We start from the raw sequence: 12423 nt of genomic DNA, 5'->3' as shown, positions 1-12423 counted from the left end.
TGAACGCAGCGATCAACCTTTTACAAGCAAAAAAATATACAATACTAACGTAAATAGATTGTATATATGTACGGTGGACTACATCGGAATTTACGCCTGTGGAGTGTCACAGCAAACTGTAGTAGCAAGTGATTAGCGAGGCAGGGCACGTAGAAGCAGGAATACTCTAAGAATATACATTTGTCTATATTTTTAGTAGCAGTTGAGACAGAATGAGCATGAAATTAGTCATTCTCGGTTTGCTACTCGAAGGGGATAAACATCCATATGAAGTGCAACACATCATGAAAGAAAGACAAATGGATTGTTATATTAAATATGCAAAAGGATCACTTTACTACGCCTTCGAGCAATTAGAAAAGCAAGGTGCAATTTGTATTACCACGATTGTTCGAGATACGAATAGACCAGATAAAACAATCTTTCATATAACAGAAGATGGTAAACAATTATTTCACAAGTTACTATTAAAACAATTCGAGGCAAAAAATCAAATATATAAACCAATTTATTCGGCACTCTCTTTCGCTCAGTTTGGTGACGATCAAGAGTTAGTTCCTATTTTAGAAAAAAAGAAAAATGATACCGTTCACTATTTACATAAAATGCAAGCTATTTATGATTGTAGTAAAGGACAAATTCCACGTGCACAACTATATATTTTACAAAGTGTTATTGAACATATCTCAGTTGAATTACAATGGTTAAACACCCTCCTTACAGATGCAGTTGCAGGACGCCTTTCAGAAATTGATATAGATGAAGGTTAAACTCATAAAAAAACCATAAAGTTCTTTCATTTTAAAACCGAAAACAAGCATAATCCCGTTCTAATTTAGGATGGGATTATGTTTGTTTTATTTTCGCTATAAGATACTTCACTGCACTTAAAAATATAACAAGATTTATTATCATCAGCATCCCATAACGGAAGATTATTTCTTAAAATTCTATATAAAAAGGTTGTTGATTTTCATCTAAACTGTATTCAATTCTTTGTCTGAAATTCATAAAATTCACCATTTCTATAAACTTAGTTTATGTATCTTTATACAGAAACCTCGTTCTTTCTTGTAATAACTTACTATTTCAAAACGAACCATCCAATCCCCTTCCTTATTCCAAAATATGGACGGATTTTTAAATAACATAACTAGCATCTTATCTCTGTACAAGTACATTCCTCTTTGTATGTATAATTGCGATTCACCCCTAATAAAATCTGAAGAATTAGAATAATTAAAATAAAAAAACTTTAGAATTTTCTTATTTTAAAACAGTAGACAAAATTCCAAAAATTGTGTTAGAATTTGTTTCAATATCATATCGCTTGTTAACTTCCTTTCAAAAGGAAAACAGGTACACGAAAATTTCGTTTCGTGTTTAAAAGGGAAGCTTGGTGAAACTCCAACACGGTCCCGCCACTGTAAATGCTGAGATTTCTTTTCTATGCCACTGTGAAAACGGGAAGGTAAAAGAAATTATATGAAGCATAAGTCAGGAGACCTGCCTGTTTTAACAACACTGATAGATTCACGGATGATGATGAGGTGTTAAAACAAAAAGGAAGGCTTATTCTCTATGCCTTTATACTTTTTGTTATAGGTATTTCCTAGTAAACGGAAATGCTTACTTTCAATTAGGGAGGAATTTGAAATGACAATTCAAACAAGTAATTTAGGTTATCCACGTATCGGACTACAAAGAGAGTGGAAAAAAACATTGGAAGCTTTTTGGTCCAATAAAATTGATGAAGAACAATTTTTAACTACGATGAAAGAAATTCGCCTTCAACACGTTAAAGTACAGCAAGAAAAAGGGATTGAACTCATCCCCGTTGGCGACTTTACATATTATGATCACGTTTTGGATACTGCTTATATGCTAGGATTTATCCCATCACGTTTTTCTGAGTTTACATCTTACCTTGATGTATATTTTGCAATGGCGCGTGGCTCTAAAGATCACGTAGCTTCCGAAATGACGAAATGGTTTAACACAAACTATCATTATATCGTTCCTGAATATGAAGAGGGATTACAAATCTCTTTAAAAGATAATCGTCCACTTCGCTTATATGAAGAAGCGAAACAAGAATTAGGAGTAGATGGAAAACCTGTTATTTTAGGACCATATACTTTCTTGAAATTAGCTAAAGGCTATACAAAGGAGCAATTTACTACTATTTTAAAACAGTTAGTTGCCCCTTACGTACAACTGCTTTCAGAGCTACATGCAGCTGGTGCACAAGTCATTCAAGTTGATGAACCGATTTTCGCTTCTCTAACAAACGGAGAAATTCAACAAGCAAAAGAAATTTATGAAGCTATTCGTAAAGAAGTTCCAAATGCGAATCTTCTTTTACAAACATATTTTGATAGTGTAGAAGAAAACTATGAAGAAATTATTACATTCCCTGTATCCGGTATTGGCTTGGATTTCGTTCATGGTAAAGAAGGTAATCTACATGCTATTTCAAAATATGGATTCCCAGCTGATAAAACTTTAGCTGTCGGTTGTATAGATGGCCGTAACATTTGGAGAGCTGACCTTGATGAAGTTCTTACGTTATTTACAACGTTACAAAAACAAGTCCAAACGAAAGATTTCATCGTTCAGCCTTCTTGTAGCTTATTGCATACACCAATCGATAAAACAGAAGAAACTCACTTATCAACTGAACTATTTGATGCGTTAGCATTTGCAAATCAAAAATTAGAAGAGTTAGTTCTTATTCATTCCGCTCTGACTCAAGGTACAGAAAGCATTAGTAATGAGCTGGAAACATATCGAAACGTACATCATACAATTCGTTCATCTGCTGCACGTAACCGAGAAGATGTTAAAGCAGCACGAACAGCACTAAAAGAAGAAGATTTTTCACGTCCGCTTCCATTTGAAAAACGTTACGAATTACAACAGGTTGCCCTAAAGTTACCGTTGTTACCAACAACAACAATCGGTAGCTTCCCGCAAACAACTGAAGTTCGTCAAACGCGAAAAGAATGGCGTAACGGTGCTATTTCAAATGAACAATATGAACAATTTATTGAAGAAGAGACAGCAAAATGGATTCGTTACCAAGAAGAAATTGGTCTTGATGTCCTTGTACATGGTGAATTTGAAAGAACTGACATGGTCGAATATTTTGGTGAACGCCTTGCTGGTTTCTCATTCACTAAAAACGGTTGGGTACAATCATACGGTTCCCGCTGCGTAAAACCACCTGTTATTTATGGTGATGTAGCCTTTATTAATGGAATGACTATTAAGGAAACTGTTTATGCACAAAGCTTAACAGAGAAAGTTGTAAAAGGAATGTTAACTGGACCTGTTACGATTTTAAATTGGTCCTTCGTTCGAAATGACATTCCAAGAAAAGAAGTTTCGTATCAAATTGCATTAGCTCTTCGTCACGAAATTGAACGACTTGAATCTTCAGGAATTCGAGTAATTCAAGTCGATGAGCCAGCACTTCGCGAAGGTATGCCGTTAAAAGAAAAAGATTGGGACACTTATATTACATGGGCAGTACAATCCTTCCTTTTAGCAACTTCTTCTGTAGCAAATGAAACACAAATTCATACTCATATGTGTTACAGTAACTTCGAAGATATTGTGGATGCGATTCGCGCATTAGATGCAGATGTAATTTCTATTGAAACATCAAGAAGTCACGGTGAATTTATTGATACATTAAAACATGCAACATATGAAAAAGGTATCGGTCTAGGGGTATATGATATTCATAGCCCACGTGTACCGAGTAAAGATGAAATGTATAAGATCGTAGAGCAATCCTTACAAGTATGCGACCCTAAATATTTCTGGATTAATCCTGATTGTGGTTTAAAAACGAGAAGAACAGAAGAAGTTATTCCAGCTTTAGAGCACATGGTGCAAGCGGCAAAAGATGCTCGTTCCCTGCTAAAAACAAACGCATAACAAAAATGGGTTATCCTTGTTGAGGATAACCCATTTTTTATTCTTTACTTTCAAAAAAGAATTCATATTGTATTTTATATAATTCATCATCCGTTGGTTCTTCAAGAGGCGTTGCTTGTAATACAACTGTATACTCACCATTTGGAATAGGGATTTGAAATTTATTTGAAAGAATACTTGTTACAACGATACATTCATTTTCAACTATAAAAGGAACTGTAACCGTTCTAATCACTTCTTCTTTCTCAATATGTTTCCCTGGGGTCACTTTTATTTCACAAGTATAATCAGAGAGTGCTTCAAAAATAACAGTTCCATCCGCCTTCGCATAACCTCTTTCAAAATCTTCATCCGTCCAGTCAACGTAAGGCTGATCACCTTCATAGTTCATCAACATTAATTGCGAATACGAAATTGTTAACTCCATAGTTCCCTTCTCCTTCATTATGAAATATGCAACTGCTACTTCACGTCAAATTTCACACGCGTACCATCTGGGTATTTATCTAACTTATTTCCTACCCAAGAACCTGCTCCGCGATTATCGGCTGGACTTATATATTCAATATGTGCTCCTTTTCCACCTTCTTTACACATCGCCATTGGCCATTCATCGCGATCATACCCTTTTTTTGATGGGTATGGAGCTAACGATAATTTTCTTCTATCCGTAGCACCACCACGGTCGATTGTACAAACTTCTGAATGTCCTTCTTTTATAGCATCCGTAATATGTTTTCCTGTCTCTGGATATCGCTCTTTCGGAAATTCTAGAACTTGATCATACGCATTTGTTTTTTTGATACTTGTTTCCTCTGGAACAAGTACTTCATACACCGCTACTACAATAGAAAGAATTGCAATAATTGAAATGATAATACCTTTTAATTGCTTCATGTATACCTCCATGATTCTACCAGTTTCTTTTCCTCAGTTATTATAACAAACTTCTTCTGTATATGTTTTCAGACATTATTTTTGCTCTTCTTCGCCATTCCGCCAAAAACTCTCATTTTTCTTCATCTTTTCACTAATGCTGTAGAAAACTAATAACCTTCCGACATTCTTTTTCAAAGGAAGTCCTCATAAAAGATTGAAATGATATATACGATACTTTTTGGGGAGGAAATATTATGGAAGCTACCTATAAAACGAAAGATGTCACGAATAAAACAGGCATCCCAAAACATATAGTTCGCAAATATAGTCAACTGTTAGAGGAACATGGTTATATGATTTCCAAAACAGCTGATGCTCGTATTTATAAGCTAGATGATTTAAAACTATTGAAATCTATTCATGAAAGAGCTGCTACATTGCAAGAAGATATTTCAGAAACGATACCAATTATTTTAAAAGAGAAAGAGGCCCCACCTGTACCAGTTATACAAGATAAGCAAGAAATACAACCGAAAGAAAAAGAAGATGGGCGTAACTTCGAGGAGTTCATGTTAAAGCTTGAAATGCTCGCGCAATTAAATGAAGCAATTATTCATCAAAATTCTACCCTTATCACCCAAAATCGTTTAAAAGATGAAAAGCTAGATGAATTGATGCAACAAGTTTATGTAAAAGAAGGATCTCAAGAAAAAATGCTGCAAGAGTTAGTCGATCATGCCGCTCAAACAGATGCCTTGCAAAAAGAAAAGATGGACTTATTAATGAATCATATGTATAAACGAGAATCTAAGCAAGAAGAAAAGATGAATAAACTCGTAAATCAAATGTATAATAAAGACAGCAATCGTGATGCACAACTTATGCAAGTAATTCGCGAAATTCAAGAAACAAAAAGATTAGTAGCCGCATCAAAAGAACAAAGCTTTTTCCAATCATTTAGAAGTTTATTTAGCCGAACAAAACAAGAAAAAACAACTGAATAATATAATAGATTTTTTCTAACATAAAATAAAAAGTTACCTTCCAACGGTAACTTTTATTCCTTATTTCTTACAGCTGGTAATATAATAATCGCTTCAGTCCCTTTCCCACTTTCACTTTTATATTCCAGTGTACCATTATGCGCTTGTAAAATACTAAATGTAACCATAAGCCCTAATCCTGTCCCTTTTTCTTTTAAAGAATAATACGGTTGTCCTAACCTTGCTAACTGTTCTTTCGTCATTCCAACACCACTATCTTTAACTCTTATTACAATCGTTTCATCTTTTTGCATAGCCGTTACTTTTAAATACCCTTTATTTCCTTGAATTGCTTCAATACCATTTTTAACAACATTCATAATCGCTTGCTTCAATTTCGTCTTATCACCAATCGTATAAAGACTTTCAGAAATCTCAACTTGTAAATAAACACCTTGCATCGCTGCAAATGATGACATAAGAGTTGTCATTTCTATTAATTGGGCGGATAAACAAATATGTTCTTTTTTCTCAATTTGTGGCCTTGCCAAATTCAAATAATCCGAAATAATTTGTTCTGCCCGGTCCAATTCGGCTAATACGAGACGCATATAATCCTTATTCTTCACATCTTCCGTACTTTCTAGCAATTGGATAAATCCACGAACAACAGTGAGCGGATTTCGAACCTCATGTGCAACACTTGCTGCTAACTCACTTACAATATTAAGCTTTTCTGACTTTTGCATCTCTGTACGCAGTATTGCATTTTCATTTAAATATTCTGTTAAGTACACCTGAAATACCATTGTCATAACCATAATAAGCGAAGCAAATATATATCCGCTATATAGGTGGGAAACATACGGTGTAAATCCCGTTTCTAACAGAACATTAATCATCCCAATCACTAAAGTAACAAGTACGTACAATGATGAAATCATAAATGCCAGAATTAGCTTCTTATCCCTTGAAAATAGAGACCACTTCTTTGATAAAAATAATGGAACTATCAATAGAAATATTATTTCTATTACTGGAAGGAGGTTTATTCCCTTTAACGCCCATTCATATGCAACAAAAATAACGGCCGGGATTAAACCAACAATTCCACCATATAGAAAACCACTAACAATTGGGATTGGGTGAAAGTTATACCCACAAACGTCACCAAAACAAATAGAGTATGTCATGGAGAGAACAAGTGTAATGCTAGATAAGAACATAATAAAGTAGCGGTTTGGCTTCGGAGGCATTTCTTGATAACGATTTAAACGAATCGCTTCATATAAAAATAGTGGCAAAATTATGATGGCAATTTGGATCATTAAATCACGGATAAGCTCCATAGCCTCTCATCCCCTATATGTATTTTGATATGATTATATCATTTTACAGACGTATTTGTTGTAAGATTTTGATTTTTCTTAACATATTTGTTAATTCTTTGTTAACAACGCATAATAATTGTTACAGATTTTCGAAATGAATGTAAACCCTGTACCAAATTTCTGCCGGGCAGTATACAATGAATACGGATTACAAAGAAAATAAAAAATACTTCATGAGACGGACAACTATAGCAAAATACAGCATATAATCCATACTATCTATGTTTACAAATAAGTGATCATTATTTTAGTAGGAGGAAGATAAATATGGCGGGTACTACGCTTGTTTTAAAAGAAGAAAATTTGGTCGTTCTAGAGAATGTTGAAAAATCAGTATATGAAGAGTTACAGCATAAAACAGGAGATGAAAATTGTACATGTGCTGTGAATGAATCAGTTGTTCACCTTGGCAAAGTATCCTCTGTACTTTGGAATGAAGATGAAATAGATTGGGAGTACGGATATTAAAAGTCGCTTACAGCGGCTTTTTTTCTATTATCCCTCCTTTTCTACCTAACATATACGCAAGCGAAATTATAGAAAATATGTTAAAATGAACTTAATTTTCAAACGGAAGAAAGGGAGATACAATGGAACAATTCATTAATCCTAGAGTGAAGGACATCCAGATTTCTGGTATCCGTCAATTCTCTAACATGATTCAAAACTATGATAATCTTATCTCTTTAACAATTGGACAACCTGACTTTCCTACACCTTCTCTCGTAAAAGAAGCAGCAAAACGTGCTATTACAGAAAATTATACGAGCTATACACATAACGCTGGTTTACTAGAATTACGCAAGGCAGCTTGTAACTTTGTAAAAGATAACTACGATTTACACTATTCACCTGAAAACGAAACCATCGTTACAATCGGTGCCAGTGAAGCAATTGATGTTGCATTCCGAACGATTTTAGAGCCAGGAACAGAAGTCATTTTACCTGCCCCTATTTATCCAGGATACGAGCCGATTATTCGATTATGCGGCGCAACACCTATTTTTATCGATGTTCGTGAAACTGGCTTCCGTTTAACAGCTAAAGCACTAGAAAATGCTATTACAGAAAAAACAAGATGCGTCGTACTGCCGTATCCTTCTAATCCAACTGGTGTAACTTTATCAAAAGAAGAACTACAAGATATTGTAGATGTTTTAAAAGATAAAAACATTTTCGTCCTTTCTGATGAAATTTATAGCGAACTTGTATATGAACAAAAGCATACATCTATTGCCCATTTCCCAGAAATGCGTGAAAAGACTATCGTCATTAACGGTTTATCAAAATCTCATTCTATGACTGGCTGGCGTATCGGTCTATTATTCGCACCAAGCTATTTAGCAGGGCATATATTAAAAGTTCATCAATATAACGTAACTTGTGCGACTTCAATCGCTCAGTACGCTGCAATTGAAGCATTAACTGCTGCTAAAGATGCACCAAAAATGATGCGTCATCAATACAAAAAACGCCGTGATTACGTATATAATAGACTCATTCAAATGGGATTAACAGTTGAGAAACCAACAGGTGCATTTTACTTATTCCCATATGTTGGCCATTTAACATCGTCATCATTTGATTTTGCACTGGATCTTGTAAAAGATGCTGGACTTGCCGTCGTTCCTGGAACAGCATTCTCTGAATATGGTGAAGGCTACCTACGCTTATCCTATGCATATAGTATCGAAACTTTAAAAGAAGGCTGTGACCGTTTAGAAGCCTTTCTACAACAAAAAAGCTAAGAGTTAAACTCTTAGCTTTTTGTTATGCATAATGGTCGCAAGTTTGACGCTTCAATAATTTATGCGGAATAATGATACACTTTGCTGTAGACTCTGCATTCTCTACTTTATCAACTAAAGCTTTTGCAGCTTCATATCCTAGCTGATATATATTCACATCAACTGTTGAAAGTGGCGGACTCGCAATTTCTGATAATAAAGCATTATTAAAGCTTACAATAGAAACATCCTTCGGTACAACAAATCCTTTTTTAGAAAGTGCACTTAACACACCAAGTCCAATTAAGTCATCCGTTGCCATAATTGCTGTTGGTGGTTGCTTCAGCCCCATTAATTCCTCTACGGCTTGCTGACCACTTTCTCTTGAAAAATCAAAATGTAAAATATACTCTTTTGGTAATACAATGTCTGCTAATTTTAAAGCATCACTCATACCAGCCAAACGATCTCTCGTTACAAGTAAATCGGATCCACCGCCGATAAACGCGATTTGTTTATGACCTAATGAAATTAAATATTCAGCTACTTCTCTTGCCGCTGTATAATTGTCATTATCTACATATGTAATTTCATCTTTTCGATCATATGGTTTCCCAATTAAAACAAACGGGAAATTTTGTTTATGCAAATATTGAATAATCCGGTCATTCTCTCTTGAATATAAAAGAATAATGCCACCAATTTGGCGTCCTTGCACCATCTTTACAACACCATTAAAAATCTCATCTTCCGTTTCACCTGTCGACATATAAAGCGCATACCCTTCCACATGTGCAAATGAACTAATTCCTCTTATAACTTCTGGGAAAAACGGATTTTGAAAAGCTTTACTTGCAGAACTTGGCATAACAAGGCCAAGTGTTTTTGTTGTTTGGTTAGCTAGGTTTCTTGCGTTTAGATTGGGATGATACCCTAATTCACTCATTACTTTCCGAACACGACGCTTTGTTTTTTCACTTATACTTGGATTATCAGCAATTACACGAGAAACGGTAGATGGTGCTACATTCGCCTTCTTCGCCACATCTTTAATTGTAACTGTCATAAAAATCCCCCTCCTCTCACTTCTCTGCCATTTTTTATATATTTTTAATCTTGCACCCGTTGCAAGTAATAGGAGAAGTCATAAACTTATATTGATTCTATCTTGCAAAACCTATCATATTCTCCCTCTCCATGTATTGTAAGGGATATAGCTCTTTTTTCCTATACTATAATATACTATTTATTTCACTTCTTTTCCTATGTGATGTCAAATCTCTTTTCATCTCCCTATAAAGCTTTTTATAGGGAGATGAAAAGAAAAATGGGACGTAATGTCCCATTTTTCATCCTTTCGTACCTCCAGCAGTTAAACCAGAGATAAAATATTTTTGTAGTGATAGGAATAAGATTGAAATTGGGATTGCAATCAATACTGAACCCGCTGCAAATGTTGTAAATTCATTACCAAATTTCTTCGCTACCATTTCATATAACCCAACTGCTAACGTATAATTTTCCGGTGTGCGCAAAATAATACTCGCCAAAATGAAATCTGTAAATGGACCGATGAAAGTGAATAACGCTACAACTGCTACAATTGGCTTTGCAAGTGGCATAATGATTTGCCAAAAAATACGGAAATGTCCTGCTCCATCCATACGAGCTGACTCATCCAATTCTTTCGGAATCGTATCAAAGTACCCTTTCATAAGCCATGTATTCATTGGAATTGCTCCGCCGACATAAATTAAAATTAATGCAAGGTGCGTATCAATTAATCCTGTTAACTGCGCTAATACGTATAAAGCGATTAACGCTGCAAAGTTTGGAATCATTTGCAGAATTAAAAATGTTAATAAACCATTTTTTCTTCCAACAAAACGATATCTCGAAAATGCATAAGCAGTAAAACTAATTGCTAACACTGAGAAAATCATCGTTAAAACACTTACTTTTAATGTGTTTTTATACCATAGTAAATAATTACTATTCTCTAAATCTAATAACTTACGATAATGATCTAACGTTGCATTTTGTGGAATAATACTTGATCCAGATAAACTATCACCTGGATTAAACGATGAGCCAATAATCCATAATAACGGATAGAAAATGATGGCACACATTACGAAAATAACGAGATAACTTAATGAGAGACGTAACATCTTTTGTCTTTTAATATTCATTTACATCATATCCTCTTCTTGGAATGATTTTGTTCTCTTAAATTGCCATAACGCAACTGTAATAACGATTAACGATAAGATCATTGTAAGAGCTGCTGCTTTCCCGTACTGCGCCGAAGTCATCGTTAACTTATAAATCCATGAAATTAAAATATCTGTTCCACCCGCGTCTTGTCCAGCTACAGCAGGACCTCCGCCGTTAAATAGATAGATGATACTAAAGTTATTAAAGTTAAACGTATATTGCGTAATTAATATTGGTGCTGTTGCATATAAAACAAGTGGCAATGTAATTTTACGAAACTGTTGCCAAGCTGTAGCTCCATCTACTGTAGCTGCTTCGTATAATTCTCCTGGGATCGATTGCAGTATACCTGTCGTCATTGCAAAGACGAACGGGAATCCAAGCCACGTTTGAATCATAATTAAAGCAACCTTCGCCCAAAATGGATCTGTCATCCAAGCAATCTTTTCAATTCCGAATAAAGCTAATACTTGATTGTTAATTGCTCCAAATGTTTCATTAAACATACCAGAGAAAACAAGAATAGATACGAATGCTGGCACTGCCCACGGTAAAATGAAGATCGTTCGAATAATCGCCTTCCCTTTAATACCAGGCTGGTTTACGATAATTGCTAAGAAAATACCAAGTGCAACTTGTAATGTCGTTGCAACGAATGTCCAAATGACAGTCCAAGAAAATACACTTAAAAATGTCTCTCTCCACATCGGTAATGTAAAGATATCAATAAAGTTTTTAAATCCTACCCAGTCTACTAATTTAGCTGGAGGAGAATGATATAAATCATAGTTCGTAAATCCAATTAAAATTACGAAGATGATTGGAAATACAACTACAAAGATAAGTAATAGAAAACCTGGTGAAACCATTAAATATGGAAAACCTTGATCTAGTAAATTACGGTATTGCTCTTTTACAGAGTTTAAAGGTGTTCCTATATCACGTTTCTTCCCGTTTTGGTATGCATCATATAAATTAAATGCATATATTCCGAGTCCAAACACGATGACGATGAGTGCCAAGATTCCTTCTACTAATAGAAAGACAGAATGGTCACGTGGAACTTCTGTACCAAGCGTTACAATTCCCCATAATCCCATATTTAATAAATCAGCAAAGGCTACAATAAATGAACCTGTTAATACTAGAAAAATAAGACCTTTTACAAATTGCTTATTATACATTTGGCCCACGCCTGGAATAATAGATAACATGGTTGCCATTTTCCTATGCTTTGAACCATTTAAACCGTTTGCTGGTTCCATAGATGTTTGCATGTTC

At 34.8% G+C, this 12423-nt stretch carries 11 protein-coding genes and 1 riboswitch; of the genes, 5 read left to right on the top strand and 6 right to left on the bottom strand.

Going from position 1 to position 12423, the window contains the following annotated elements; genetic code table 11:
* Window positions 1-212: 212 nt before the first annotated feature.
* Window positions 213-770 carry a PadR family transcriptional regulator gene (locus AC3WTI_RS18790; RefSeq protein WP_087956784.1) on the top strand — a complete coding sequence of 186 codons (558 nt, stop codon included), beginning with the start codon at window positions 213-215 and terminating at the stop codon, window positions 768-770.
* A 570-nt stretch (window positions 771-1340) separates the two neighbouring features.
* A riboswitch (cobalamin riboswitch) is annotated at window positions 1341-1528 on the top strand.
* A 128-nt stretch (window positions 1529-1656) separates the two neighbouring features.
* The gene (gene metE, locus AC3WTI_RS18785) at window positions 1657-3945 is read left to right on the top strand and encodes a 5-methyltetrahydropteroyltriglutamate--homocysteine S-methyltransferase (protein ID WP_097841165.1); all 2289 of its coding nucleotides are present in this window, start codon (window positions 1657-1659) and stop codon (window positions 3943-3945) included.
* Between the two features lie 37 nt (window positions 3946-3982).
* Here metE and comJ read toward each other — a convergent pair whose 3' ends face one another.
* Together comJ and nucA are read right to left on the bottom strand one after the other, a co-directional pair.
* Window positions 3983-4372, bottom strand: coding sequence for a competence protein ComJ (gene comJ / locus AC3WTI_RS18780; RefSeq protein ID WP_087956786.1), 390 nt, complete (start codon window positions 4370-4372; stop codon window positions 3983-3985).
* 35 nt (window positions 4373-4407) lie between these two features.
* Entirely contained in the window at window positions 4408-4842 is a 435-nt protein-coding gene (gene nucA / locus AC3WTI_RS18775; RefSeq protein ID WP_097841166.1) for a DNA-entry nuclease, read from the bottom strand.
* A gap of 236 nt (window positions 4843-5078) precedes the next feature.
* Here nucA and AC3WTI_RS18770 point away from each other — a divergent pair, with 236 nt between their 5' ends.
* Window positions 5079-5828: a DUF3967 domain-containing protein gene (locus AC3WTI_RS18770; RefSeq protein ID WP_087956788.1), complete on the top strand. Its 750-nt coding sequence runs from the start codon at window positions 5079-5081 to the stop codon at window positions 5826-5828.
* Window positions 5829-5881: 53 nt separating this feature from the next.
* Here AC3WTI_RS18770 and kinB read toward each other — a convergent pair whose 3' ends face one another.
* The gene (gene kinB, locus AC3WTI_RS18765) at window positions 5882-7156 is read right to left on the bottom strand and encodes a sporulation sensor histidine kinase KinB (RefSeq protein WP_087956789.1); all 1275 of its coding nucleotides are present in this window, start codon (window positions 7154-7156) and stop codon (window positions 5882-5884) included.
* A 309-nt stretch (window positions 7157-7465) separates the two neighbouring features.
* On the opposite strand from kinB, the gene AC3WTI_RS18760 reads away from it, so the two are divergent.
* Together AC3WTI_RS18760 and AC3WTI_RS18755 are read left to right on the top strand one after the other, a co-directional pair.
* Complete coding sequence (locus AC3WTI_RS18760; protein WP_000929281.1) at window positions 7466-7666, top strand: hypothetical protein; 201 nt, start codon at window positions 7466-7468, stop codon at window positions 7664-7666.
* A gap of 122 nt (window positions 7667-7788) precedes the next feature.
* Window positions 7789-8946 (top strand): aminotransferase A, encoded by a 1158-nt coding sequence (locus AC3WTI_RS18755; protein WP_087956790.1) that lies wholly within the window; start codon window positions 7789-7791, stop codon window positions 8944-8946.
* A gap of 22 nt (window positions 8947-8968) precedes the next feature.
* Here AC3WTI_RS18755 and malR read toward each other — a convergent pair whose 3' ends face one another.
* The 3 genes from malR to malC all read right to left on the bottom strand — a co-directional run bounded on the left by malR (window position 8969) and on the right by malC (window position 12419).
* The gene (gene malR, locus AC3WTI_RS18750) at window positions 8969-9991 is read right to left on the bottom strand and encodes a maltose operon transcriptional repressor MalR (RefSeq protein ID WP_087956791.1); all 1023 of its coding nucleotides are present in this window, start codon (window positions 9989-9991) and stop codon (window positions 8969-8971) included.
* Window positions 9992-10274: 283 nt separating this feature from the next.
* A complete protein-coding gene (malD, locus tag AC3WTI_RS18745) occupies window positions 10275-11117 on the bottom strand; it encodes a maltosaccharide ABC transporter permease MalD (protein WP_001022608.1) in 843 nt (280 codons plus the stop codon).
* Window positions 11118-12419, bottom strand: a complete 1302-nt coding sequence (gene malC, locus AC3WTI_RS18740) for a maltosaccharide ABC transporter permease MalC (RefSeq protein ID WP_001194990.1) — start codon at window positions 12417-12419, stop codon at window positions 11118-11120.
* Window positions 12420-12423 lie beyond the last annotated feature (4 nt).

The sequence above is a fragment of the Bacillus sp. EB106-02-03-XG38 genome, from assembly GCF_058792175.1.
This window is presented reverse-complemented; position numbering and strand designations above follow the sequence as displayed.

Coding starts and splice junctions, on each gene's coding strand:
- malD (WP_001022608.1), bottom strand. CDS start 11,117: ATGAATATTAAAAGACAAAAGATGTTACGTCTCTCATTAAGTTATCTC.
- comJ (WP_087956786.1), bottom strand. CDS start 4,372: ATGGAGTTAACAATTTCGTATTCGCAATTAATGTTGATGAACTATGAA.
- AC3WTI_RS18760 (WP_000929281.1), top strand. CDS start 7,466: ATGGCGGGTACTACGCTTGTTTTAAAAGAAGAAAATTTGGTCGTTCTA.
- kinB (WP_087956789.1), bottom strand. CDS start 7,156: ATGGAGCTTATCCGTGATTTAATGATCCAAATTGCCATCATAATTTTG.
- AC3WTI_RS18755 (WP_087956790.1), top strand. CDS start 7,789: ATGGAACAATTCATTAATCCTAGAGTGAAGGACATCCAGATTTCTGGT.
- malC (WP_001194990.1), bottom strand. CDS start 12,419: ATGCAAACATCTATGGAACCAGCAAACGGTTTAAATGGTTCAAAGCAT.
- AC3WTI_RS18790 (WP_087956784.1), top strand. CDS start 213: ATGAGCATGAAATTAGTCATTCTCGGTTTGCTACTCGAAGGGGATAAA.
- malR (WP_087956791.1), bottom strand. CDS start 9,991: ATGACAGTTACAATTAAAGATGTGGCGAAGAAGGCGAATGTAGCACCA.
- metE (WP_097841165.1), top strand. CDS start 1,657: ATGACAATTCAAACAAGTAATTTAGGTTATCCACGTATCGGACTACAA.
- AC3WTI_RS18770 (WP_087956788.1), top strand. CDS start 5,079: ATGGAAGCTACCTATAAAACGAAAGATGTCACGAATAAAACAGGCATC.
- nucA (WP_097841166.1), bottom strand. CDS start 4,842: ATGAAGCAATTAAAAGGTATTATCATTTCAATTATTGCAATTCTTTCT.